Source organism: Marinobacterium aestuariivivens (assembly GCF_042661465.1).
In the GTDB taxonomy this organism is placed as follows: domain Bacteria; phylum Pseudomonadota; class Gammaproteobacteria; order Pseudomonadales; family Balneatricaceae; genus Marinobacterium_A; species Marinobacterium_A aestuariivivens.
On sequence record NZ_JBHSWE010000001.1, the window covers coordinates 2,127,713 to 2,151,658 of the forward strand.

The window sequence follows — 23,946 nt, forward strand, 5'->3', positions numbered from 1 at the left end:
CAGGCTCCGGTTCGGCAGTCAGATAGAGGTCGATCAACAGTACACTTTTTGAGCGCTCCAGGGCATCGCAGCCTACTACGACTTTGGTTGCAATACCTTGATGGATATCAAGTATGCGGCACAACCTCCGGCGGCCTCTCCCGGCGGCGACGCAGCCGACGCAGATCCTCCAGCACCAGGTAGTTCACCGGCACCATCAGCAGCGTGATCACCGTCGCGAAGAGAATGCCGAAACCGAGGGACACCGCCATCGGTATCAGGAACTGGGCCTGGGTCGACTTCTCGAACAGCAGCGGCATCAGGCCGATGAAAGTGGTCAGCGAGGTCAGCAGCACCGGCCGGAAACGTGCGGTGCCCGCTGCCAGCACCGCACGGACCAGACCATGCTCGCCGCCATTGCCGGACTGGCGGCGCTTGTTGATGAAATCCACCAGTACCAGACTGTCGTTGACCACCACGCCGATCAGCGCCATCAGTCCCATCATGCTCATGATGGTCAGGTCCATGCCCATGATCCAGTGGCCGATGACCGCGCCGATGGCACCGAACGGAATCACCGACATCACGATCAGCGGCTGCAGATAGGAGCGGAACGGGATCGCCAGCAGGCTGTAGATGACGAACAGCACGAAGCCGAGCCCCAGCTGCAGCGAGCCGAAGGACTCCTGCTGCTCCCGGGCCTCGCCCTCGAGGCTGTAGGCGATACCGGGATACTGCAGCATCAGGTCGTCGAGGAAGGCCGTCAGATCCTGGGCCAGCACCGTCATGTTGGTCGCTTCCTTGTTGAGGTCGGCGGTGATATTGACGGTTCGGAAACGGTCGATGCGGTAGATCGCCGACGGACTCTGACCCGGCTTCAGGGTCGCCAGGTGGGCCAGCGGAACGGCACGGCCGTCGGGCAGCCGGATCAGCATCTCCTGCAGATCCGACACCGCCTGGCGCTCCCGAGGCGGCAGGCGCACCATGACCCGCACATCGTCGCGACCACGCTGGATGCGCTGTACCTCGATACCGAAGAAGGCCTGGCGCACCTGGGTAATCAACTGGGCCCGGCTCAGTCCCAGTGCGTTGCCCTGTTCGGTCAGCTCGAGCTGGATCTCCTGCTTGCCGTCGGACAGCGTATCCTCGATATCGTAAAGGGTGGGATAGGTGGCGAGCCGCTCCTGCACCTTCGCGGCTGCCTCCTCGAGACGCCCGAGATCGAGGCCGCTGAGCTGGACATCGACCGGGCTGCTGGCACGGCCGAATTCGGCCCGGTAGGTGAGGGACTCGGCCCCCGGCACCAGGCCAACCCGTTCGCGCCACTCGCGCACCAGCTCGGAACTGGTGATATCGATGTTGCGCTGCTCCGGCGACTGGATCTCGAAGCGTACGGCCCCGGTATGGGCGGCGCCACCCGAGCCCGTGGTCGAAAGGATGTTCAGGATGACGCTTTCGCCGCTCTGTTCGTCGCGATACTTCTCCTTTAACTGGCGCGCCGCATCGACCATGCGCACAACGTAGCGGTCTGTGACCTCGAAGGCCGTGCCGACCGGCATTGTCAGCGATGCCCGCGCCGTTTCGCTCTGGATGCGCGGGAAGAAGACGAACCGGGTCCAGCCACTGAGGATCATGCTCAGGATCAGCACCAGGATGCCGGCGAAAAGCGCCAGGGTGGTGTAGCGGTTGCGCAGGCAGGTTTTCAGCAGCGGCCGGTAATAGCGCAGCACCGCGCGCTCGAAGCCATCGGCGAAGCCCTGCTGCCAGCGCTCCAGACGCGACTGTCCGCTGTTGTGCTGGCGCAGCCGGATATGCTTGAGATGGGCCGGCAGCACGAACTTGGACTCGATCAGCGAGAACAGCAATACCGGAATCACCACCGCCGGGATCTGGGCGAAGAAAACGCCGCGGGCGCCCTCGATAAAGGCCAGCGGCATGAAGGCGGCGACCGTCGTCAGCACACCGAACGTGACCGGGATCGCCACCTCCTCGGTGCCGCGGATCGCCGCATGCAGGCCGCTTTCGGCGCGCCGCATGTGGCTGTAGACGTTCTCGCCGGTGACGATGGCATCATCGACGACGATGCCGAGCACCAGGATGAAGCCGAACAGGCTCATGATATTGAGGGTAACGCCGAACACCGGCAGCAGCATGAAAGCGCCCATAAAGCTGATCGGGATACCGGCGAAGACCCAGAAGGCGATCGACGGGCGCAGAAACAGCGTCAGCAGAGCCAGTACCAGAATACCGCCCTGGAGGGCGTTCGACAGCAGGGTGTTGAGACGCTTCTTCACCACCTCGGAGTCGTCATCCCAGTAGCTCAGGGTCATGCCGACCGGCAGGTTCGACTGCTGACGGTCGATATAGTCGCGCACCGCCCCGGCCACTTCGATGGCACTCTGGTTGCCGACCCGGTAGACCTCGACCAGCGCCGCCGGCTCTCCGTTGAAGCGGGTCCGCTGTGGCACTTCGTCGAAGCCGTCCTCGACCCGGGCGATATCACCGAGACGGATAATGCTGCCGTCGTCGTTGGTCTTCACCACCAGCCGTTCGAATTCGTTACGCCGGTACGCCTGCCCCTTGGAGCGGATCAGGATATCGCCGCCATCGGTGCGCAGGTTGCCGGCCGAGAGGTCGATGGAACCGCTTTCGATGGCATCGCCGATATCGGCCAGCGTCAGGCCGAACTCCCGCAGCCGGTCCTGAGACGGCTCGATGGCAATCTCGTACTCCCGTACGGCCACCAGATCGACCTGGGTGACGGCGTCGAGGCGCGACAGATCGTCGCGCACCCGTTCGGCATATTCGCGGATCTCGCGCTCGGAATAGGGGCCGGAGACAGTGACCGTCAGCACCTCGCGCCGGCGCGTCGCCGGCTGATCACCGGCCTGTCGGCCTCCGCCGGGAAGGTATTGATGCCGTCGACCCGGCTCTTGATGTCGGCCAGCAGCTCTCGGGGGTCATAATCCTCGTCGATCTCGATATCGACCCGGGACTGCCCCTCCTCAGAGCGGCTGCTGATCTGCTCGATACCCTCGAGGTCCTGGACCGCCTCTTCAATGCGGATCGTCAGGCCCTGCTCGACATCCTCGGGGGTGGAGCCGCGCAGCGACATCGACACGCGAACCACATCGGCCTCGAACGACGGGAAGACCTCGAGCGGAATCCGGGTCGACAGCGACATCATGCCGCCGAACAGAATGCTGATCATCAGCAGGTTGGCGGCGACATGGTTGCGCGCAAACCAGGCGATCATTGACTCTGGCCCTCCGATGCCACCCGGTCGTCGTCTTCAGGCGTCGTATTCATCACCTGCACCCGGGTACCGCTCCCGACCTGACCGAGCGGGGTCATCACCAGCTCGTCGCCGGCCTCGAGTCCGGCGCCGACCAGCGCCTCTTCGCTGTTTTGCCACAGGACTTCGATCTCCTGGCGACGCAGCACACCCTCCTGACCAGGTAAACGAAGCTGCCCTGGTACAAAACGCGGTTGGGAATGATCAGCGCCGACGCCAGCCGGCGGCCCTCGATCTCGGCGGTGACGTACTGGTTGATCTTCAGCGGCTGGCGGCCCCGGGCCTTGAGGCCGTAGGGATCGTCGATGGTCGCGACGACGTGCAGCTGCTGGCTGCTGGTGTCGATCGCCCCCTCGGTGCGCACCACATGGCCCTGCCACTGCTGCTCCTCGACCAGCGACGAGTTCAGGGTGACCCGGGGCAGCTCGGCGGGAGCGCCGGCATCGAAGCGATAGGCCTCCGGCAGCTCGATAAAGCCCAGGTCGCGATTCTTCAGCGGCAGCCGGATCTCGACGTAATCGATGGCATATATCTCGCCGAGCACCGTGCCGCTGCCGACCACCTGGCCGACATCGACCTGTTTCGACAGCACCCGGCCGGCGTAGGGCGCACGGATGCGCGTGCGCTCCAGGTTCAGCTCGGCCTGGCGCAGGCTCGCCTCGGCCGACTGCACAGCGGCCCGTGCCGCGGTCAGCTGCGGCTGGCGCGATACCAGCGCCGGCGGTGCTTCGGTATTGCCCAGCGCCGCCAGTCCTGCAACGCCTGCTCGGCCTGCGCCTGCTCCTCGAGCAGGGCCTGGCGCTGCTGCGCAAGGCCCGCCCGCGCGGTCGCCACCGCCGCCTCGTAGTCGCGACTGTCGATGTGCAGCAGTATCTCGCCGGCCTCGAAAAAGCCGCCATCGCGAAAATTCGGGCTGACCTCGGTGATCGGGCCCGAGACCTGGGGCAACAGGGTGCTCTGGGTGCGGGGGCGGACAATGCCGTAACTCTGCAGCCGAACCTGATAGGGTTGCGTTTCCAGGATACGGGTCTCGACCTGCACCAGTGGCGCGGTCGGCACAGCGGCGCGCCGGGCTTCGGGACGGTTGAGCATGATCAACGCCGAAACCCCGGCCAGAGCCGCAAACACTAGAATCGGAACAAGCTTTCTGATCATTCGCCTGATGCCCTGTTGGATTTCGACGTCGTCGGTAGCTGTGCCACGGTAGCGCGGGCGTCCAGGCCACCACCAAGGGCCCGGTACAGCGCCACGCGGTTTTGCAGCAGATCGCGGCGGGTCTGGATCACCGACGTCTGGGCGTCGAGCGAACGTCGCTGCGCTTCGAGCACCGTACTGTATTCGACCAGTCCCTTGCGATATTGCTCAAACGCCAGCTCCTCGGCCAGCAGCGCATTGCGTTCGGCCTGCTGGTACTGCCCATATTGCCGCTGCAGTGCCTGGTGACGGCCAAGGGCCGTTTCAACCTCGGCGAAAGCGCTGAACAACTGCTCCAGATAGCGCTGCTCCAGCTCCTCGACCCGGGCACGGGCACGGGTTTCGCCGGCTTCGAGGCGGCCGGCATTGAACAGCGGCTGGGTCAGCCCCGCCGCCAGCGACCAGGCCAGACTGCCCTGCAACAGGTCCGCCAGACTGCGGCGGCTGTCGCCGGCCGAAGCCTGAATCAGTAGCCCGGGAAAGCGCTGTTTGTGAGCGATCGCCAACGCCGCATCGCTCGCCAGCAGTTCCATCCAGGCAGACTCCAGATCGGGGCGACGTCGCAACAGGCTACCGGGCACGCCGGCGGCGACTGCCGTTTCCAGCACCGGCAGAGGCGGAGTCGCCTGCCAGCGTCCGTCGGGGTAGCGACCCAGCAGCCGCTGCAGGTTTTGAACCGCTTCGCTTCGCAACTGGGTCTGGGCCTGGATCCTGGCCCTCTCGCTTTCGACATCGTTGCGGGCCAGATAGACATCCAGTGCACTGCCAAGGCCCAGGCGATATCCCGCTTCGATGATTTCAAGGTTCTGTTCGAGGTTGTTCAGACGGCGACTGAACAGTGCCAGCTGCTGCTGCACCGCCAGCAGTTCGTACCAGGCCGAGGCGAGATCGCTGGCCAGATCGAGCCGGACCGCCTCGAAATCGGCGCGCCGGGCCGCCAGGGTGAGGTTGGCCTGGCGCTCGGCATCGCTGAGCCGGCCCCAGAGGTCGAGTTCCCAGCCGAGGTCGAGACCGAGTCCGTAACGGTTGCGGGTTCCCGCAGCCGTCCCGTCGCTCACCGTGCGGCTGCGGCTGGCGTCAAGCGCAAGACTCAGTTCCGGATAGAGGTCGGCCCCTGCGATGATCAGGTCCTGCTCGGCCTGACGTACCTGGGCTTTTTGCGCCGCCAGCGCAAAGTTGGCGTTCAATGCTTCCTGCGCCAGGGCACTGAGCGCCGGGTCGCCGAGGTCGTCAAGCCAGCCCGACGCGACCGCAGCGGCATCGGACGGCGCCTGCCAGCGGTCCGGTAACGCCATCGCATCGGGATCGATCCCGATGCCCGATGTGGCACAGCCCCCAGCGCCAGCGTCAGCAGACCCAGTGTGAATAATCGCTTGAACAAAGTGGACACGGCTCTCCCGCTTGTCGGCATCCTGCACCTGGCTATTAACCTGGCATGCAAACAGGTTCCCTACCTATTTGCATGTCACGCCACGGAAACGGGCGCAGGTGCGCGGACATGCTGGCTTCCGTGGCGCTCGCATTGGCCTGCGGCCAATGATGAAGCATCCCTGCTTCATGTATTAACCCGCCGGGTTAATAGCATAAGACAATCTGCGTTGCGAAACAGTGCACTTAACCTTTCTTTACGCAAATGCAGTAACGGCGGACCAGCGGAGGCGTTCAGTCACAGATTATAATTCGGCGGCCCGGTCGGGATCGACCGGCTGCAGCGGCAGTTCGGCTCCCACCGCAGCCTCGAAGCTGTCGATGAAGGCCTGCTCCAGCGCGCCGGGCTCGCGCCCCGGCGGCAGCACAAAGCCAAAGCAGAACGGCTGTGCCGGCTCGAAGGAGCAGGAGATACCGCCCTCCCGGGCCCAGCGCAGGGCGCTGAAGGGATCGACCAGCGCGACGCCGAAGCCGGCACGCACCAGCCCCCGCGCAACGCTGAACTGACCGGCGCCGATACTTTCGTCGGGGCGTATCAGATGATCCCGCAACAGCTGCTCGACGCGTCGGTAGTGGAGCGAGTCCGCCGTGCCGACCGGCACGAAGGGTTCCCGCTCCAGGTCCTCAACCCGTACCCGCCTCCCCGCGGCGAACCGATGCCCCGGCGCAGCGATACAGCGCAGCTCTGAACGATAGGCAGGGCCGTTCTGCACGGCACCGGTTTCCGCCGGCAGCTCCGTCAGTGCCAGATCGAACTGATGCCCCGCAACGCGCTGCAGAAGTTCCTCGGGCTCATGGGCGGCAAGATTCAGGGCCACCTCGTCCCGCCCCAGCGCGAAGCGCGCCAGCACCTCGGGCAAAACGGTTTCGGCCAGCAGCGGCGTGGCACCGATGCACAGGCTCCCGCTTTTCATCATGCGGATATGGTCAGCCGACTGGCTCAGCCGCTCGAGCCCGCAAAAGTGGCGTTCCACCTCGCGAAAGAAGGCCCTGGCCCCCTGGGTGGGATGGAGACGGCTGTTGCGGCGTTCGAAAAGGCTGAACCCCAGACTGGACTCCAGATCCCGCACCAGCCTCGAGATCGCCGGTTGCGAGACGCCGAGGCGGCGCGCCGCCTCGGTCATCGAGCCCGATTGCATGATGGCGCGAAAGGCGGTGAGCTGTTTGCTGTTCATCGGGCGATCCATAACGTTTACGAAAGAGTCGCCGGCGAAACTACCGGAAAAGTTATGGAAATAAAAGAAAGTAAACCGATAGGAGTTAACAGTAAACAGAAAGCCACCAGCCGGCACTTACCGCTGTGAACTGTGAACTGTGAACTGTATTCTGGAATACTATCGAGAAGCGGAACGCTTCGAGAGGAGGCACCACCCGAAGGTGGTGCAGATGGGGAGACTCGAACTCCCACGCCCGTGAAGGCACTAGCACCTGAAGCTAGCGTGTCTACCAATTCCACCACATCTGCATCGCACGTGCTTTTTAACGAGAGCACACTCCGATTCACTTTCGATTCCGGCTTGGCGTCCGGATTGCACCTCTCGCGGCCTGGCCGGCGAGTGGTGCAGATGGGGAGACTCGAACTCCCACGCCCGTGAAGGCACTAGCACCTGAAGCTAGCGTGTCTACCAATTCCACCACATCTGCGACGAAAGTGGGGCGAATTATATAGACCGTTTTTCGGCTTGAAAAGCCCCTGCGTAAAAAAATTTTACCCGTGCAGGAGCGACTTTAGTCGCGAATGGCTGCCGTTGGTGCCATCTTGCTTCACGGCTGAAGCCGCTCCTACGGAAATTTCAATGCCCGCCGTAGGAGCGCCGCCCCCGGTGCGAACAACCTCGGTACCGGACTCATTCGCCTCGGGGCGAGACTCCTACGCAATATCGGCCATGGCACCTGCCGCGGTCAGGGGGTGGCCAAGAACCATAGAATCTCCCACGGAAATTTCAGCGCCCGCCGTAGGAGCGCCGCCCCCGGTGCGAACAGCCTCGGTACCGGAGCCTTTCGCCTCGGGGCGAGGCTCCTACGCAATATCGGCCATGGCACCTGCCACGATCAGGGGTGGCCATGAACCATAGAATCTCCCACAAAGCCACTCCACCCAACCTACGGCTTCAGGCAGCGCTCGAACTCGCCCGCCAGGGCATCGAGGTACTGCAGATAGGCATCCGGTCCCGGCGTGATATTGCGTGCCAGCGGGTCCAGCTCACCATGACGAACACCGGTTCCCTCGGTCACGGCATCCACCACCGCGGAACGGAACTGCGGCTCGCTGAAGACACAGACGGCCGCTTTTTCCTGCAGCTGCCCGCGAATCTCGCTGAGGTGGCGGGCGCCGGGCTGACGCCCCGGGTCCACGGTGAAGTAGCCCAGTTGACGTAGGCCGTAATGGCTCACGAAACGGCCGTAGGCGTCGTGAAACACGAAAAAGCCGCGATCGGCCAGCGGGCTCAGCCGTTGGCGCAGCTCCCGGTCCTTCGCCATCAGCGCCGCCGCGAAGCGTTCGAAATTGGCATTCAGCGCCGGGCCCTGCTCGGGTGCAATCTCGGTGAGGGCATCGCGCATTTGCTGTGCCGCCTCGAGCATCAGTACCGGGTCCATCCACAGGTGGGTGTCGACTTCGTGATGGTGCCCGCCCTCATGCTCGTGGTGATCCTCAGCGGCCATGGAGGCCCCGGGATCGCCGTCCATCAGTTGCAGAAGGCGGGCATCGGTCTGTTGCAGCGGCTTGACCAGAAACAGCTCCAGCTCGGGGCCGACCCAGACCACCAGATCGGCCCGGGCCAGATCGCGCATGTCCGAGGGTTTCAGGGCGTAGTGATGAGGTGAGGCTTCCGGCGGTACCAGCAGGCCCGGCTCGGAAATACCCTCCAGCAGTGCCGCCGCGACCAGTTGCAGCGGCTTGACGCTGGCCTCCAGTTGCAGGGCCGACACCGGCGCTGCCAGCAGCGACAACAACAGGGCAACGACGAGCTTCGGAGTACGAAACGGCATAGGATTTGGGGTCCAATCAGAGACAGTTTGGGTTACACTATAACAAAACATTTGCGGCCCGGAACCATGCATTCGCCCCCACTGTCGTTTGAGCCCGAACACAACCATGAGCGCTGCATCAGCGCAGCCCTGCAGGAAGCCCGCCGCCTGTGCCGCGAGCGCGGGCAGCGCCTGACGCCTATCCGTGAGCTGGTACTGCGGCTGATCTGGCAGAACCACCGGCCGCTCGGCGCCTACGAGCTGCTGCCGGCACTGGCCGACGCCGGCTTCAATTCGGCGCCGCCGACCGTCTATCGCGCACTGGAGTTCCTGCAGAATCAGGGACTGGTGCATCGCATCGCATCGCTGAACGCCTTTATCGGCTGCCCCCATCCGGGTCAGTCCCACCAGGGCTGCTTCCTTATCTGCAGGGACTGCAACTGCACCCTCGAGCTCGAATCCGCCGCGGTGCATGACGCCATTCGCGACAGCGCCGCCAACCAGGGTTTCAGCATCGAACAGGAAACCGTCGAAGTCGTCGGCCTGTGCCCGAACTGCCGGGCAGCGGCCGGGGGAGCACCCATGAGCCACTCACCGCATGAAGCCCTGGCCCGCCTCGGGGGCGTCGATGTTCGCTTTGGCCGCAATCATGTGATCCAGAACATATCGCTGGAACTGCACCGCGGCTGCATCACCACCCTGATCGGGCCCAACGGCGCCGGCAAGACGACGCTGGTACGGGTCGTCCTGGGCCTGATCAAACCCAGCGCCGGCGAAGTCTGGCGCGAACCCGGGCTGCGCATCGGCTACATGCCGCAGAAACTGCATATCGACCAGACCTTCCCGCTGACCGTCGAGCGCTTCCTCAAGACCGCCCGCCGCCAGTCCCCGGAGGCGCTGGAAAGGGCGCTGACCGATGTCGGTGCCTCCCGGCTGCTGATGCAGTCGATCCACAGCCTTTCCGGCGGCGAGATGCAGCGCGTGCTGCTGGCCCGGGCGCTGCTGCAGGAGCCGAACCTGCTGGTCCTGGATGAGCCAGTGCAGGGCGTCGACATCAATGGCCAGATCGAGCTGTACAAGCTGATTGCCCGTATTCGCGACCAGCGCGGCTGCGGCGTGCTGATGATCTCCCACGACCTGCACCTGGTCATGTCGTCCACCGACCACGTCGTCTGCATGAACAGGCATGTCTGCTGTTCCGGGCACCCCGAGCAGGTCAGCAACGACCCCAGCTTCATCGAGATGTTCGGCATTCCCGGTGCCGAAAACCTGGCCCTCTACAGCCACCACCACAATCACAGGCACAATGTCCACGGCGATGTCATCAAACCCGCCGGCAGCCCTGTAAAGACCGAGAAGCTCGATGGATGATTTTCTGCTCTATGCCCTGATCGGCGGTCTCGGTGTCGCCACCATCGCAGGCCCCCTCGGCTCCTTCGTGGTCTGGCGACGCATGGCCTACTTTGGCGATACCCTGGCGCACTCGGCGCTGATGGGCGTGGCGCTCGGCTTCCTGCTGCAGGTCAATCTGAACCTCGCGGTCGTCGCCAGCTGCGTGCTGCTGGCGCTGCTGCTGGTCGCCCTGCAGCGCCAGCGCCTGGTCGCCACCGACACCCTGCTCGGGATCATGGCCCACAGCACCCTGTCCCTGGGACTGGTCGCCATCGCGTTGCTGGAGGATGTCCGGGTCGATCTGCTGGCCTACCTGTTCGGCGATCTGCTGGCCATTTCGCCACGGGACCTGTACTGGATCTTCGGCGGCGGCGTCCTGGTGCTGCTGCTGCTCTGGCGTCTCTGGGACGGCCTGCTCGCCATCACCATCAACGAGGAGCTGGCACAGGTCGAAGGCGTGCCGGTGGCCCGGCTCAGACTGACGCTGATGCTGCTGATCGCGGTGGTGATCGCCGCGGCGATGAAGATCGTCGGTATCCTGCTGATCACCTCGCTGCTGATCATCCCGGCGGCGTCGGCGCGACGCCTTTCCCGCACGCCGGAGCAGATGGCGGCGCTGGCGGCGCTGCTCGGCTGCGTCGCGGTGCTCGGCGGTCTGGCGGCCTCCTGGCAGTGGGATACGCCGGCCGGGCCCTCGGTGGTCGTCATGGCGCTGGTCGAGTTCCTGCTGCTCTACAGTCTGCCACTGCGCCGCATCGGCATCCGCGCCGGATGACTGGATACCGCCTGCGCTGGCCCTCGCGGGAAGACCACCGCCGGGTCTGGCAGCTGGCCTGGCCGATGATCCTGAGCAACGTCACGGTGCCGCTGCTCGGCCTGGTCGATACTGCGGTGATCGGCCACCTGCCCGAGAGCCATTACCTTGGCGCCGTGGCGGTCGGGAGCATGATCTTCACCACCCTGTACTGGGCCTTCGGTTTCCTGCGCATGGGCACCACCGGCATGACCGCCCAGGCCTGGGGCGCCGCGACGGCGATCAGGTACGGCTGCTGCTGGCCCGCTCGATGATACTGGGCGTGGGGATCGGCCTGGTCCTGCTGGCGCTGCACCGGCCACTGGTCGCGCTGGCGCTGCACCTGGTCGATGCCGGACCGCTGGTGACCGCCGAGGCGGAACGCTACGCCTGGGTCCGCATCCTCGGCGCACCGGCGGTGCTGTGCAACTACGCGCTTCTGGGCTGGTTCGTCGGCAACCAGAACACCCGTATCCCGCTGCTGCTCCTGCTGGTGACCAATGTCGCCAACATGGTACTTGACCTGATCGCCGTCTACGGCCTTGGCATGCATGCCGCCGGCGTCGCCCTGGCGACGGTCTGCTCCGAGTATCTGGCCCTGGGCCTGGGCCTCTGGCTGAGCCGGCGCATCCTGCGCCAGACAGGCGGCGAGCTCGACCGCCCCAGTCTCTGGCGGCTGCGGCACTACGTCGACCTGCTGGTGGTCAACCGCTATCTGTTCGTGCGGACCCTGACGCTGCTGTTCGCTTTCGCCTTCTTTACCTCCCAGGGCGCGCGGCTCGGCACCCTGGTCCTGTCGGCCAATGCGGTGCTGCTGAATTTCCTGATGCTGATCTCCCACGGTCTCGACGGTTTCGCCCATGCCACCGAAGCGCTTGCAGGGCGCACCATCGGCGAAGGCCGGCTGTCGCGCTTCTACGATACGGTGTTGACCGCGCTGATCTGGTCGCTGGTGACGGCACTGGGGTTCTCGCTGCTGTTCTGGGCCGGCGGCGAACCGATCATTGCGTTGCTGACCGATCTGGAGGAGGTAAGGGCGGTCGCCGCCCAGTACCTGCCCTGGGTCGTGGTGCTGCCGCTGATCGGCGTCTGGAGCTACCTGCTCGACGGCATCTTTATCGGTACCACCCAGGTGCGGGCGATGCAGAACTGCATGCTGCTGTCGGTGTTCGGCGTCTACCTGCCGCTCTGGTGGCTGTTGCGGGATCTGGGCAACGACGGCCTCTGGCTGGCCTTTATCAGCCTCTTCGTCGCCCGCGCCCTGACCGGTGGCTGGGTCTATCGCAGGCTATGTGTGCAGCGGGGCTGGATCAGCTAAAAGCACGGTGACGCGTTACGCGTTACGCGTCACCGATTGAAAAGCGCTCACCCTCGCTGCGGCAGACCTCGTGGCAGGGGCAGTCGACGAGGTGGTCGTTGACCAGGCCGACGGCCTGCATGTAGGCGTAGCAGATGGTCGGGCCGACGAACTTCATGCCCTGGCGCTTCAGCTCTTTGGACAACTGCCGCGACTCGGGGCTTTCGGCCGGCAACTCGGACATCTGCCGCCAGCGGTTCTGGATCGGCCTGCCATCGACGAACTGCCAGAGGAAAAGGGCGAAGCTGCCGTGGCGGGCCTTGAGTTCGAGAAAGACGCGGGCATTCGTGACGGCACTTTCGAGCTTGCCGCGATGGCGGATCACGCCGGGGTCGGCCAGCATCGCCGCGATGCCGGCCTCGTCGATTGCCGCCACCCGCTGCGGCTCGAAGTCGAGGAAATGGCGGCGGTAACCGTCGCGCTTTTCCAGCACCGTACGCCAGCTGAGCCCCGCCTGGGCGCCTTCCAGAACCAGAAACTCGAACAGCCCCCGGTCATCGTTGCGCGGACGGCCCCATTCCCGGTCGTGGTAGTCGAGCTCCAGCGGACTGTTGGCGGCCCAGGCGCAGACGGCCATCAGTGCTTACCATCCTTCCCGGCCGGGTTGGAGACAAAGCGGATCGGGCGCTCGCCCGGATCCAGTACCGGTTTGGCCCGGTTGACCCGGGTCTGCAGCTCCTCCGGATCCGTCGCGCCATCGAGACGCTGCGAATCCTCGAAGTCGCAGCGCACGCATTCGCGGTATTCGCGCTCGTCGTCGCGGTACATGCGGATGCAGTCCATCTGACCACAACGGGGGCAGACGGCGCCGGCTACAAAACGCTTAACAACTGTCATCTTTTCATCGTCCTCAGGCAATGCCGCTATGGCGAAGCAATGCATCGACACTGGGTTCGCGGCCTCGGAAGGCGACGAACAGATCCATCGGCTCGCGCGAACCGCCCTGTTCGAGAATGCAGCGGCGGAAATCCGCACCGGCCTGCGGGTTGAAGATACCCTCTTCCTCGAAACGGGAAAAGGCATCGGCGGACAGCACTTCGGCCCACTTGTAGCTGTAGTAGCCCGCCGCATAGCCGCCGGCGAATATATGACTGAAGCCATGCTGGAAGCGGTTGAACGCCGGTACCGGCACCACCGAAACCCGCTGGCGCACCTCGTCCAGCACGCGCTGAACCTCGGTCTGGCCGGGCCGGTAATCCCGGTGCAGCAGGAAGTCGAACAGCGCGAACTCGAGCTGACGCACCATGAACATGCCGGACTGGAAGTTCTTCGCCGCCAGCATTTTCTCGAGCAGGGCTTCGGGCAGCACCTCGCCGCTCTGATAGTGACCGGAAATCAGCGCCAGCGCCTCCGGTTCCCAGCACCAGTTCTCGAGGAACTGGCTCGGTAGTTCCACCGCATCCCAGGCCACGCCATTGATACCGCTGACGTCGGCGCGATCGATCTGCGTCAGCATGTGGTGCAGGCCATGGCCGAATTCGTGGAACAGGGTGGTGACCTCGTTATGGGTCAGCAGGGCCGGATCCGAGCCGACGGCCGGCGTGAAGTTGCAGACCAGATAGGCTACCGGCAACTGCAGCGTACCGTCCGGCAGGCGGCGGCGGATACGGCAGGTATCCATCCAGGCGCCGCCGCGCTTGCGGTCGCGGGCATAGGGATCGAGGTAGAAACGCGCCAGTGCCTCTCCGTTTCGGCTGACGGTGAAGAGACGGGCATCGGGGTGCCAGCTGTCGAACGCCTCGACCTCGCCGATCTCGATATCGAACAGCCGGCCGGCGACCCGGAACAGGCCGTCCAGGACCTTGGGCAGCGGGAAGTAGGGGCGCAGGGCCTCCTGGGACACCTCGTAGCGGGCATGTTTGAGCTTCTCGCTGAAGTAGGCCACATCCCAGGCTTCGAGCGACTGCACGCCGTGTTCGCGACGGGCATATTCGCTCAGCTCGCCGAATTCGCGCTGTGCTTCCGGACGGCTCTTCGCGGCGAGATCCTCGAGGAAGGCGACGACCTGGTCCGGCGTTTCGGCCATCTTGGTCGCCAGGGAGTATTCGGCGAAGCTGGCAAAGCCGAGCAGGGCGGACAGCTCCTTGCGCAGGTCCAGAATTTCTCCGATGATCCCGCTGTTGTCCCATTTCGGATCGGCGCCGAGCTCCGATGCGCGGGTCATGTAGGCGCGGTAGACTTCCTGACGCAGCTCGCGATCGTCGGCATGGGTGATGACGGCGAAATAGGACGGGAAATCGAGGGTGATCAGCCAGCCCTGCTGCTCGCGGGCCTCGGCGGCCTGTTTCGCGGCCGCCTGGGCCATCGGCGGCAGCCCCTCGAGGCGGGCTTCATCGGTGATCAGCAGGCTCCAGGCGTTGGTGGCATCGAGCACATTTTCGGAGAATCGGGTCGTCAGCTTCGACAACCGCTGCTGCAGCTCGGCATAGCGTTTCTGGCCCGCCTCGTCGAGGGCGATGCCGGAAAGCCGGAAATCCCGCAGGGTGTTCTCGACTACCTTGCGCTGGACGTCATCGAGCCCTTCCTCATGTTCGCCCAGTCGGCTGAAAGCCTGGAACAGCTGCTGGTTCTGGCCAAGTTCAGTCCAGTATTGGGACAGCTTCGGCAGACAGGCATTGTAGGCCTGGCGCAGCGCCTCGTTGTTGACCACAGAATTCATGTGGGAGACCGGCGACCAGGCGTTGGCGAGTTCGTCGTTGAGCTGCTCCAGCGGCGCCACCAGGCTGTCCCAGCTCGGGGTGCCCTGCCGGGCGGCGATGTCGGCAATGCGGGCGCGGTTGCGGGCAAGCAGCTCGTCGATGGCCGGCTCGATATCCCCGGGTCTGATGGCACTGAAAACGGGCAGCTCGGTCGGCTGCAGCAGCGGGTTGCTCATTCGATCGGATCTCCTCGGCCGGGCAGGGGTAAAGACGGGGCCTGCATTATACAATGGGGCACCGGAACAGAAATTCAACGGAAAAGGCCATATGAAGATACGCACTTTTCAGGGCAAGCGCCCAAAACTGGGCGAAGCGGTTTTCGTCGACCCGAGCGCCGTGGTACTGGGCGATGTCGAGATCGGCGACCACTCTTCGATCTGGCCGCTGGTGGTGGTCCGGGGCGACATGCACCGCATCCGCATCGGCCGTTCCACCAGCATCCAGGACGGCTCCGTGCTGCATATCACCCATGCCGGCCCCTACAACCCCGACGGTTTTCCATTGATCATCGGCGACGAGGTCACCGTCGGCCACCAGGCGATGCTGCACGGCTGCACCATCGGCGACCGGGTGCTGATCGGCATGGGCACCATGGTGATGGACGGCGCCGTGGTGGAGTCGGAGGTGATACTGGGGGCCGGCAGCCTGGTGCCGCCGGGCAAGACCCTCGAAAGCGGTTACCTCTATGTCGGTCGCCCGGCGAAGCAGGTGCGCCCGCTGACCGAGAAGGAGCGCTCGTTCTTCAGCTACACGGCGGGAAACTACGTCAAGCTGAAGGACCAGCATCTGCAGGAAGACTACAGCGAACTGGACTGAAGCCCGCTCTCAACCCTGCCCGGGCCGCTCCAGGGCGGGCCCGTCGAACCGGCTGGCCGGCATGGCCGTGGCCTCGCCCTGGCGTCGCGAGGCGCAGCTGCGGTAACCGGCCACCCGGTTTCGTCCCGCCTCCTTCGCCGTGTAGAGCGCGAAGTCCGCGGCGACGAAGAGCGCCTCCGGATTGTCGAAATTACCGCCCTCCAGGGTCGCATGCCCGATGCTGACGCTGAGCCTGAAGGTCGTCGCCGTCGACGACTCGACCTCCCGCCGGATCCGCTCCGCAACGACCTCGACCTGGGACTCGGTGGTATCCGGCAGAATCACCACGAACTCCTCGCCGCCGTAACGGCAGGGGCAGTTCGGCTTGCGCACGCTGCCGGCCAGGGTGCGGGCCACGGCCTTCAGCGCCAGGTCCCCTGGGCATGGCCGTAACTGTCGTTGAAAGTCTTGAAATGGTCGATGTCGAGCACCAGCAGCGACAGTGGCCGGTTGCGCCGGCCGGCACGTTCGAACTCGGCGTCGATCCGCTCATTGAAAAAGCGCCGGTTGCTCAGCTGTGTCAGCGCATCGACGAGACCGCGCTGGCGCATCTCGCCGATGCGGCTGCCCACGGCCAGGCTCAACAGCACCATCTCGACCAGGGAGCCGATCTGGAAGGCATTCTGGGTAAAGGCGTTGTGGGGCAGCACGCCGAAGGTTTTCAGCATATAGGCCAGAACCCCGACCAGCAGTGCGGAAAACGCCACCATGTAATAGCGCGCCGGCCGGGAACCGCGAACCAGCGCCAGGATGCCCATGATCAGCATGTGCAGACAGATCAGCGCCGTCATCCAGGACATCGGCACGATCAGGGCCCGATAGCTGAGGAAGGGCGACAGCAGGAAGGCCGCCACCATGCTCCATTCCAGCCAGGCGGCCACCCGGTCGGCCCGCGGACAGATCTGCTTCGCCGACAGGATGGTGCGGGTGAAGCGGATGCAGCCGAGCAGCGACAGCGTCAGCAGCAGGATCAGGCTCTGATTCGCAAGCCACGGATAGGCGGGCCACAGGTACTGGAAACTGAGGCCATTGTGCACCGACATGTAGAGGCCGTAGCTCAGCACATAGAGCAGGTAGTGGGCGAACGCGCGCTCGCGCACGGTCAGGAACATGATCAGGTTGTAGACCAGCAGCACGATGAAACCGCCGTAGTAGATACCCATCGCCAGATATTCGCCGCTGATCAGGTCGATCAGGTCATTGGGCGCATGGGCGAAGAGACCGATGTTCATCGAGCCCTGGGTTTCGAAGCGCAGGTAGTAGCTGTTGCGGCTGCCGGGCGCCAGCTCGACCGGGAACAGGAAGGTGCGGTTGTCGATAGCGCGCGTGTCGAACGCCAGCCGGTCCCCCGTCGACAGTTGCTGCCAGCGGCCCCCGACGTCCTGCGACCAGAAGTCGATCCGGTCGATCAACGGATAATCCTGCCGGATAACAACGCTGACCGGCCTCTGCGTGGGGTTTTCCAGCTGAAAGCGGACCCACCAGGCGGAGTCGGTAAAGCCGAAATTTGGCGAGCGGTTCCCCGCGGGCGCGAAGGGGGTCGCCTCCTGCCGGATGTCCGCGAACGTCAGGCGCCCCCGGGGTCTTCCATCAATTCGAGATAGGGGAGAGCTTGATGCCTTCGACATTCTGGACCGACAGCACCGGCGCTTCGGCGGCGACGTCGTCCTGTGCCGCGGCCGTGCCTGTCAGACCCCACTGCAACAGCATGAAAAAGAGGACGAAGGTGGCAACCGGTGAAGTCTGTAGCTTTGTCATGGGACCGGAACACGCAGCCGGCGGGCGGCTCTCCTTGCCAGCTCGTCGGGCCACTCCCGGCCACAGCGATACGGACTGATCGAAACGCCCAACCGCCATCCCTGCGGCCGAGAAGAGAACTCGAAGAACCACTCTAGCCGCTAGTCTCCACCGGTGCCACTGGTTTGTCGGCCTTTTCCTCCGGCCTCAGCCGCGCGAACAGCTGCTCGACGCTGGCGTCCCCGTTCGCCAGCAGTCCGGACATCACTTCGAACCCGAGCTGGCGATAGCAGTCGAACTGCATTTCGTCGAAGAACTGGTCACTTGTCGTCTGGTTCGGGAAGCTCGGATTGGCGCGCCAGTAGGCGTAGATATCGGCACTGAGATTGTCGCACAGGGCGGTCTTGATATAGAGAATCTCGCCCGAGGCACCGTCGGCATAGCGAATACGGCCGCAGCGCCAGGCCCGCTGCGGCTCAGCCTTGTCCAAAGGCAGCCCTTCGATGCCCAGCTCGATCTCGGCGCCGAAATCGGCCCGAACCCGCTGGATCGCCCGGCCGAGATCGAACAGGGTGCCGTCCGGATCGGCACCGGCATCGCTGACGATGATGTAGCGGCAGCGCCGCCGGATCAGCTCGTAGAGCCCCAGGTTCTCGAAATGTCCGCCATCGGACAGGTGAACGTCCGCTTCGGTCTCGCTCAGTCCCCGGCCGCTCATCTCCCGGAGCATGTAACGGTACCAGCCCGGCAACCAGCGCCGTCCGCCACTGTCCGCCGGGTTGCGGGTCCAGTAGCCCAGCCTCAGGTTCAGCAGCGTCATCAGCGCACTCAGTGCCCGGGAACGGGTGACATAGGTGTTGGGATCGACCGCGGCTCCGGATATCGAAAACGCCGTCGACAGGCTGAGAGTACCGTCCAGATAGTTGCGACTGTGACGGTAGCCCGTCGCGCTCGAACCGCAGTAGAGCGGGCTCAGTACCAGCGACTCGCCGCGACGGCTGCGCAGCCTTTCCTGCCGCGAACTGCTGGTGTTGAGCGTGCAGTTGATCAGGTGCAGCGCCGCGCCGCTGTCGGGGTCGATATCGCACAGGCGAAAGTGCAGCGCGTCCGAGCGGCCGGCCGCGCCCTGCTCGGCGACCGCCGGCAGATAGGCATCGGCGAGGCGGCCGCGATAATAGCTGTGCAGCGACAGCGAATTGATATTGCAGACCAGCGCCAGCAGTACCGACAGCCCCAGCCAGCCGAAAAACAAGGGGGAACCGACCAGGGCGGTGTGGGCACTGAGGTGGTAGAGCAGCGTCAGCAGGCCGTAGCAAAGCAGCGAGACGCCCAGTACGGCCAGCGAGCCGGAGCCTCCGCCTCTGGCGGCGCGGATCGACAGCAGTCCCGATGCCATCGGCACCAGGTAGGTCAGGTGGCGACTCAGGATCGCCATGCCCTGGTGATCGAAGAAGTGCAGCACCGTCTCCTCCAGTCCGGTGAGCACCGGCAGCAGACCGAGACCGAGCGCCATGACGCCGGCCGCCAGCAAAAGCCCCATCAGGGTACGCAGGCGGTTGATCGGCAGGCGTCGTTCCAGCCCCGGTGCAGAACTGAACGCGAACAGCAGCATCGCCAGCAGGTAGAGCACGAAACAGAGCGGTCCTGCCCACAGCAGCAGCCTGAAGCCATCGTGGCCCTCGATCGCCGCCGCCCCGGGCAGGTGCAGCCAGGCGGGCCAGTCGTGCCCGAGCCAGCTCGCGCTCGCCAGTGCCACCAGCCCCAGCAGCAGCGGCAGCAGCACGATCAGATTCAACAGGGTTCCGGCCAGGATGGCAGCGCCCAGGGTCCAGCCGGAAAAGCCGCGGCCGTTGATCAGGTAGTTGCCGTGGGCACGCAGCCAGTCCAGTACGCTGCCCTGGCCGTTCGCCAGCGGTGCCGTACCGATATCCCGATGGCTGCTGCAGGGAAAGTGCATGCGCAGCCAGCTCAGACAGGACGCGATATAGCCGCCGCCGGACACCGACGACAGATAGTCGACCTGGGGCAGAAGCCCCTTGCGCGACAGCGCCTGCAGGATACCGAGGTTGTAGGTGGCCGAGCGGATGCCGCCTCCCGACAGCGCCAGCCCGACCAGCGGCGCCTCTTCGGGTACGCTGCCGGTGGCGCGGCGGCGCCGGCGTATCCACTGCCGCTCCTGGCACTGAACCGCGTCGAAGTCCCGGGTATAGCGGGGCGCCTCGAGGGTTTCGATCGGGCCGAGGTCGTTCATCGGGCGCTCCCCGGCAAGCCGCAGTCCGGTGCGCGGAAACCCGCCGGCGTCGGCGGACCGTCGCGGTGAATCTTGAGATATTCCAGAAGCGCCATCTTCTCGGCATGGCTCAACTGCGGTCCGATCACACCGGATGGCAACGGATTATCGCCGGGCGCCGCCCGGTGGCGGGACCAGAGATCCGGATCGGCGGCAAAGGCATGGCCGCCGTTGTCATTGCCCTCCCGGGCGGTATCGAACCAGAAGCCGCGCTCCTCGCCGGTCGCCTCCTGCATGCCGATCACCCGGTAGCCCAGATGTTCGGAGTCGTACTGGCGCGTACCGAGCAGGAAACGCCGCTCGCGGGTTTCCGGCGGCGACAGCAACTGATAGAGGGTCGGCACCGAACCGTTGTGCAGGAACGGCGGCGTCGCCCAGACCCCGGCCAGCGGGCGCGGCTTGTAGCCTTCGACCTGCTGCGGCAGGTCCAGGGTACCGAAGCCCTCGATGCACTGCTGCTGCTCGAAGCCGATGCCGTAATCCTCATAGAAGCGGTTCTTGATCAGAATACCGGCAAAATTCAGCGCCTGACCCTCGGTCAGCCTGCGCACGTCCAGCTGATCGAGCGCATTGTCGGCGTACGCCCGGCCATGGGACAGATTCCAGAACAGAGCGACCGTCTGGCACTCCAGGTCGCAGTCCAGCGGGTCCGGCGCCTCGGTGTGGACGTCGGGAATCGATGGCACCGACGCCAGCAGAGATGCCAGACTGCGGTGGATGGCGGTAAAATGCGCCTGTGGTATCCGGGCTTGCGCCGAGGCCGCCGGATAACCCGCCAGCAGCGCCGGCAGATCGCCTGTCGGCAGCGCCTGCTGCTCGCGCAACCGGATCACTTCGCTCAGGCGATAACGAACCTCGCGCGCCAGTTGCCGGTACAGCAGCGGTCGCAGCGCCGCGGCCAGCTCGGCATCCGTGAGTCCGGTGGCACTGAGGTCGTAGTGCCGCTCGAGGAAGCCCTGGCCGCGGCCGGATCGGTACCGATATGTTCGACCGGAATCACCTCGATGCGCCACTCCAGGTCAGGTGAGGGCTTGAGCGGCGCCGAGGCCTGCTGTCGCGCGGCGCTGACCGGATGGGGGCCATGGCAACCCTGACAGTGCTCGACAAAAAGGCTACGTCCCCGAGCGGCCAGGTCGCGATCCACCGGGCCGAGAATCGCCTCCGGCCAGGTCGGAGGCTGCAGCCGTTGCAGTGCATGCTCGATGCTGACCAGGTCCGCCACCCGTACCGAGCTGCGAAAGCGCTCTGCGGCGGGCAGCGGGGCGCCGCTGTCGCTCATCAGCGGGATGCGGGCGCCGACGCCCAGGGCCTCGCCGATGTTGCGCGCCAGCGGCTGGGCCACGGAGCCGTTGTATTGCACCCAGTCGAACTTCCAGATATTCCACAGATAGGGAAAGCTCACCGGCGCCGATCCGACCTGCAGATTGGCCTCGATCAGGTGATCGCCGAACACGGTATTGCCGATTCGCCCCAGCGCATCGGTGCGGCCGTAACCCTCCTCCACCGGGTACAGATGTTTGAGGGGTTGTTCTGCGGGTCGCGGGCGAAATGCCCGAGCGAGGTCCAGAGGCTGCTTCTGAGCTCCGCCTTGCCGGCGGGGTAGCGGCTGCCGAGCACCCCGCGGGCGAAGTGGTCGAACTCGAACGGGTTGATGGCGGTATACAGCATCGACGCCAGAAGCGTCGGCACGAACTGGCCGCGGCTGCTGTCGGTCAGCGCATGCATGGCCTGGCCGCCATCGACACGCAGTGCATAGGTCTTGCCGCCCCGGTTATAGTGCAGCTGCCCGCTGTGGCAGGCGGCACAGGTGATATCCAGCAGTTCGTCACCGGTCACCGGATCGAAATGCCGGGTGAAACCCACCGGCAGCTGGTCTGGGTTGCCGGGCGTCGGTGCCGGGTCGACGAGAAAGCGAAAACGGCGCATCTGTTCGGGGTCGGCGAGACGCTGGTCGGAAAAGGGCAGTCGCAGGTGCACGAACCAGTCGTAGCGAACGGCCCCGCGGGTGGCGCCCTGCGGCATCGAGGTCCCCTGGGGCGTGTAGTAGTAGAGCTGGCGGTCACGGGAGGCGCGCTCGGTACCCCAGCCCTGATCGAGGTACACTACTTCGTCGACAGGTTCAAGCGGCGCTATCGAACTGGCCGGCCAGAGCACGAACCAGGCGAAGCCGCCAAAGGCGACCAGCAGCACCAGCAGTGCCAGCATCAGCACGCGTTTCAGCAGCCAGCCGAAGGCGAGCCAGAGACGGGCGCCAAACCCCAGGGAAGCCATTGTTGTTCTTCTTTTCATCGTCCATCCATGTGCAGCTTGAGCCCCCGGCGATCAGAGGCTTTTGAGGTATTCGATCAAGGCATAGCGATCGTCATCGCTCAGGTCGGTGCCGTACAGATGCCCCCGGTTGCCGTTGCCCGGCAGAGCCGTATCGAAAAGGCCAGTGCCGGCGTCGCTGAGATAGCCGACGGCCACGGGATCGAGCTCCCGGCTGCCGAGATGAAAGCGTACCGGGCGCTGATCGGGCGGCAGCAGCAGATCATGCAACGTCGGCACCGAACCGTTGTGCAGATAGGGTGCCGTCGCCCAGATACCGCTGAGCGGGCGGGCCTTGTAGTATTCGGGATTGGTGCTGACGTTGGCGCTGTAGACCGCATGATACCCCTCGACCGAGGCCCGCACCGCATCGACAGGGTGACGTAACGTGGCGCCAATGGCGGCATGAATGACCAGGTCGACGGTCGACGCCTCGGCGCCGAAACGCGTGCCGCTCAGCACCATCTGATGGCGACCCTCGAGCGCACCGGTCGAGGCTGTCGCTGAGATGAAATTGGCGGCCATGGTGCGGTCGGTGCCGATCTCGTCCAGGGCACCAGCGTCGTCCGCAGCTTCTGGTCCGGCTGGCTGCGATCGCTCAGGGCGTGGCAGGACAGGCAGTTGTCGCGGTAGAGCGTCTCGCCGCGGGCGCGCCGGGCCTCGTCCAGCGCCCCGAACAGGAACGCGGGCCAGCGCGGTGGCTGCAAATCGTAGTAATGGTCCTGCAGGGTACCGAGGTTGGTCAGTTCAACCGAACTCGGATAACCGGTCAAGCCCGAATGGTTTTTCAGATCGGCCGTGCCGTACACCGCCAGAGCCGTCGTGACGTTCTGTATCAGCGGGCCGGGCGTGCTGTTCGGCGCCGAGCCGTTCCACTGCACCAGGTCCAGGTGCGACGCATTCCAGAGGAAGGGAAAGCTGACCGGCGCGTCGGCGGGACGGGCATTGCCCGGGATGCCGAGCAATTCTACCGCCACGGTATTGAAGATCTGGCCGAAGGCATCCAGCCGGCCAGGGCCGTAGGGCGTTGCGGAGGCATTGGTGAGCTGACGCTGCTGCAGATACGCCAGTCTCTGGCGCAGACGCTCGCGCAGGCCGGTGCGCGCGCCGTCGCTGTCGGTTGCCGTCGGCAGTCGGGCGGCGAAACGGTCGAATTTCCGGGCATCGTCGAGGGTGGCGGCAAGGGCCTCGATCAGCAGCTGTTCGAAGCCCCCGTAGTCGATCAGCGCCGCGCCGCCTTCGACGATCAGTTGCTGACCGCGGTAGGACAGGGCCCCGGTATGACAGGCGGCGCAGTTGAGGCCGACCCAGTCTTCACCGACATCGTCCCGGGTTCGGCTGAATCCGACAGGCAGGGCATCGGGGTTGGCCGTGCCGGCGCTCGCCGAAATGAACCCCAGGGCCCCCAGCGTACTGTCGCTGCGCAGCGGCTCGGTGCTGTCCGGCCGCTCGAGATGCAGCAGCCAGTCATAGGGCAGGATCCGGGAGCCGAAACTCAGGTGATGCATCTGTTCCCGCACCCCGGCATCCCAGCCCTGATCGAGTTCGATCAGCGGCGTGCCGGCGAGCCCGGCGGAACAGGCTGCCAGAGTGGTCAGGCCGAGGCCCCAGTTCAGTATCTGCTGTCGGACTCCGGTCATCTGCCGTTCC

Annotated in this window: 16 protein-coding genes, 2 tRNA genes and 5 pseudogenes; 5 read left to right on the plus strand and 18 right to left on the minus strand. The window is 65.1% G+C overall.

The genetic code is table 11. The annotated features are described in order from the left end of the window. Positions 1 to 107: 107 nt before the first annotated feature. The 8 genes and pseudogenes from ACFQDL_RS11115 to znuA all read right to left on the minus strand — a co-directional run bounded on the left by ACFQDL_RS11115 (position 108) and on the right by znuA (position 8,887). Positions 108 to 3,235: pseudogene (locus ACFQDL_RS11115) on the minus strand (efflux RND transporter permease subunit). A 97-nt stretch (positions 3,236 to 3,332) separates the two neighbouring features. Then, on the minus strand, positions 3,333 to 3,947 hold the full coding sequence (locus ACFQDL_RS11120; RefSeq protein WP_379909080.1) for an efflux RND transporter periplasmic adaptor subunit: 615 nt from the start codon (positions 3,945 to 3,947) through the stop codon (positions 3,333 to 3,335). Positions 3,948 to 3,964: 17 nt separating this feature from the next. Continuing rightward, positions 3,965 to 4,429, minus strand: coding sequence for an efflux RND transporter periplasmic adaptor subunit (locus ACFQDL_RS11125; protein WP_379909081.1), 465 nt, complete (start codon positions 4,427 to 4,429; stop codon positions 3,965 to 3,967). Then, complete coding sequence (locus ACFQDL_RS11130; protein WP_379909082.1) at positions 4,426 to 5,763, minus strand: efflux transporter outer membrane subunit; 1,338 nt, start codon at positions 5,761 to 5,763, stop codon at positions 4,426 to 4,428. Before ACFQDL_RS11130 ends, ACFQDL_RS11125 begins: the two co-directional genes overlap by 4 nt. Positions 5,764 to 6,141: 378 nt before the next feature. Continuing rightward, positions 6,142 to 7,071: a LysR family transcriptional regulator gene (locus ACFQDL_RS11135; protein WP_379909084.1), complete on the minus strand. Its 930-nt coding sequence runs from the start codon at positions 7,069 to 7,071 to the stop codon at positions 6,142 to 6,144. A gap of 203 nt (positions 7,072 to 7,274) precedes the next feature. Continuing rightward, positions 7,275 to 7,361 (minus strand) — tRNA-Leu (locus tag ACFQDL_RS11140). Between the two features lie 92 nt (positions 7,362 to 7,453). After that, positions 7,454 to 7,540 (minus strand) — tRNA-Leu (locus tag ACFQDL_RS11145). 459 nt (positions 7,541 to 7,999) lie between these two features. Then, the gene (gene znuA, locus ACFQDL_RS11150) at positions 8,000 to 8,887 is read right to left on the minus strand and encodes a zinc ABC transporter substrate-binding protein ZnuA (protein WP_379909085.1); all 888 of its coding nucleotides are present in this window, start codon (positions 8,885 to 8,887) and stop codon (positions 8,000 to 8,002) included. Positions 8,888 to 8,953: 66 nt separating this feature from the next. Between znuA and ACFQDL_RS11155 the strand changes: the two are divergent. The 4 genes and pseudogenes from ACFQDL_RS11155 to ACFQDL_RS11170 form a co-directional block, all read left to right on the plus strand. Then, positions 8,954 to 9,343 (plus strand): annotated as a pseudogene (locus ACFQDL_RS11155) (Fur family transcriptional regulator); the annotation flags it as partial. Positions 9,344 to 9,448: 105 nt separating this feature from the next. Further along, positions 9,449 to 10,237: a zinc ABC transporter ATP-binding protein ZnuC gene (znuC, locus tag ACFQDL_RS11160; protein ID WP_379913021.1), complete on the plus strand. Its 789-nt coding sequence runs from the start codon at positions 9,449 to 9,451 to the stop codon at positions 10,235 to 10,237. Further along, positions 10,230 to 11,033, plus strand: a complete 804-nt coding sequence (gene znuB / locus ACFQDL_RS11165; RefSeq protein ID WP_379909086.1) for a zinc ABC transporter permease subunit ZnuB — start codon at positions 10,230 to 10,232, stop codon at positions 11,031 to 11,033. The genes znuC and znuB overlap by 8 nt, the downstream gene beginning before the upstream one ends. A 65-nt stretch (positions 11,034 to 11,098) precedes the next feature. Continuing rightward, a pseudogene (locus ACFQDL_RS11170) lies at positions 11,099 to 12,369 on the plus strand (MATE family efflux transporter). Between the two features lie 22 nt (positions 12,370 to 12,391). Here ACFQDL_RS11170 and ACFQDL_RS11175 read toward each other — a convergent pair. From ACFQDL_RS11175 to prlC, 3 genes are read right to left on the minus strand one after another with little or no spacing between them, the layout of a single operon-like run. Next, the gene (locus ACFQDL_RS11175) at positions 12,392 to 12,985 is read right to left on the minus strand and encodes a DNA-3-methyladenine glycosylase I (protein WP_379909087.1); all 594 of its coding nucleotides are present in this window, start codon (positions 12,983 to 12,985) and stop codon (positions 12,392 to 12,394) included. After that, the gene (locus ACFQDL_RS11180; protein ID WP_379909088.1) at positions 12,985 to 13,245 is read right to left on the minus strand and encodes a YheV family putative zinc ribbon protein; all 261 of its coding nucleotides are present in this window, start codon (positions 13,243 to 13,245) and stop codon (positions 12,985 to 12,987) included. The genes ACFQDL_RS11175 and ACFQDL_RS11180 overlap by 1 nt, the downstream gene beginning before the upstream one ends. Before the next feature lie 13 nt (positions 13,246 to 13,258). Then, a complete protein-coding gene (prlC, locus tag ACFQDL_RS11185; RefSeq protein WP_379909089.1) occupies positions 13,259 to 15,283 on the minus strand; it encodes an oligopeptidase A in 2,025 nt (674 codons plus the stop codon). A gap of 91 nt (positions 15,284 to 15,374) precedes the next feature. Between prlC and ACFQDL_RS11190 the strand changes: the two genes are divergently transcribed. Next, on the plus strand, positions 15,375 to 15,923 hold the full coding sequence (locus ACFQDL_RS11190; RefSeq protein WP_379909090.1) for a gamma carbonic anhydrase family protein: 549 nt from the start codon (positions 15,375 to 15,377) through the stop codon (positions 15,921 to 15,923). A 9-nt stretch (positions 15,924 to 15,932) separates the two neighbouring features. Here the strand turns inward: ACFQDL_RS11190 and ACFQDL_RS11195 are convergent. The 7 genes and pseudogenes from ACFQDL_RS11195 to ACFQDL_RS11225 all read right to left on the minus strand — a co-directional run bounded on the left by ACFQDL_RS11195 (position 15,933) and on the right by ACFQDL_RS11225 (position 23,936). Continuing rightward, a pseudogene (locus ACFQDL_RS11195) lies at positions 15,933 to 17,590 on the minus strand (diguanylate cyclase). Continuing rightward, the gene (locus ACFQDL_RS11200; protein ID WP_379909091.1) at positions 17,553 to 17,720 is read right to left on the minus strand and encodes a hypothetical protein; all 168 of its coding nucleotides are present in this window, start codon (positions 17,718 to 17,720) and stop codon (positions 17,553 to 17,555) included. The pseudogene ACFQDL_RS11195 and the gene ACFQDL_RS11200 overlap by 38 nt, the downstream one beginning before the upstream one ends. A 133-nt stretch (positions 17,721 to 17,853) precedes the next feature. Next, positions 17,854 to 19,950, minus strand: coding sequence for a patatin-like phospholipase family protein (locus ACFQDL_RS11205; protein WP_379909093.1), 2,097 nt, complete (start codon positions 19,948 to 19,950; stop codon positions 17,854 to 17,856). Beyond that, positions 19,947 to 20,822 (minus strand): c-type cytochrome, encoded by an 876-nt coding sequence (locus ACFQDL_RS11210; RefSeq protein ID WP_379913023.1) that lies wholly within the window; start codon positions 20,820 to 20,822, stop codon positions 19,947 to 19,949. The genes ACFQDL_RS11205 and ACFQDL_RS11210 overlap by 4 nt, the downstream gene beginning before the upstream one ends. 5 nt (positions 20,823 to 20,827) lie before the next feature. After that, positions 20,828 to 21,493 carry a di-heme-cytochrome C peroxidase gene (locus tag ACFQDL_RS11215; RefSeq protein ID WP_379909094.1) on the minus strand — a complete coding sequence of 222 codons (666 nt, stop codon included), beginning with the start codon at positions 21,491 to 21,493 and terminating at the stop codon, positions 20,828 to 20,830. Then, on the minus strand, positions 21,424 to 22,260 hold the full coding sequence (locus tag ACFQDL_RS11220; protein ID WP_379909095.1) for a hypothetical protein: 837 nt from the start codon (positions 22,258 to 22,260) through the stop codon (positions 21,424 to 21,426). Before ACFQDL_RS11220 ends, ACFQDL_RS11215 begins: the two co-directional genes overlap by 70 nt. Positions 22,261 to 22,311: 51 nt before the next feature. Beyond that, positions 22,312 to 23,936: pseudogene (locus ACFQDL_RS11225) on the minus strand (di-heme-cytochrome C peroxidase). Positions 23,937 to 23,946: the final 10 nt, after the last annotated feature.

Bases quoted from the DNA above. Each gene is read 5' to 3' on its own strand.
- ACFQDL_RS11125 (WP_379909081.1), bottom strand. From the start codon at position 4,429: ATGATCAGAAAGCTTGTTCCGATTCTAGTGTTTGCGGCTCTGGCCGGG.
- znuB (WP_379909086.1), top strand. From the start codon at position 10,230: ATGGATGATTTTCTGCTCTATGCCCTGATCGGCGGTCTCGGTGTCGCC.
- prlC (WP_379909089.1), bottom strand. From the start codon at position 15,283: ATGAGCAACCCGCTGCTGCAGCCGACCGAGCTGCCCGTTTTCAGTGCC.
- ACFQDL_RS11180 (WP_379909088.1), bottom strand. From the start codon at position 13,245: ATGACAGTTGTTAAGCGTTTTGTAGCCGGCGCCGTCTGCCCCCGTTGT.
- ACFQDL_RS11175 (WP_379909087.1), bottom strand. From the start codon at position 12,985: ATGGCCGTCTGCGCCTGGGCCGCCAACAGTCCGCTGGAGCTCGACTAC.
- ACFQDL_RS11200 (WP_379909091.1), bottom strand. From the start codon at position 17,720: ATGACAAAGCTACAGACTTCACCGGTTGCCACCTTCGTCCTCTTTTTC.
- ACFQDL_RS11205 (WP_379909093.1), bottom strand. From the start codon at position 19,950: ATGAACGACCTCGGCCCGATCGAAACCCTCGAGGCGCCCCGCTATACC.
- ACFQDL_RS11190 (WP_379909090.1), top strand. From the start codon at position 15,375: ATGAAGATACGCACTTTTCAGGGCAAGCGCCCAAAACTGGGCGAAGCG.
- znuC (WP_379913021.1), top strand. From the start codon at position 9,449: ATGAGCCACTCACCGCATGAAGCCCTGGCCCGCCTCGGGGGCGTCGAT.
- ACFQDL_RS11220 (WP_379909095.1), bottom strand. From the start codon at position 22,260: ATGGCTTCCCTGGGGTTTGGCGCCCGTCTCTGGCTCGCCTTCGGCTGG.
- ACFQDL_RS11135 (WP_379909084.1), bottom strand. From the start codon at position 7,071: ATGAACAGCAAACAGCTCACCGCCTTTCGCGCCATCATGCAATCGGGC.
- znuA (WP_379909085.1), bottom strand. From the start codon at position 8,887: ATGCCGTTTCGTACTCCGAAGCTCGTCGTTGCCCTGTTGTTGTCGCTG.
- ACFQDL_RS11130 (WP_379909082.1), bottom strand. From the start codon at position 5,763: ATGGCGTTACCGGACCGCTGGCAGGCGCCGTCCGATGCCGCTGCGGTC.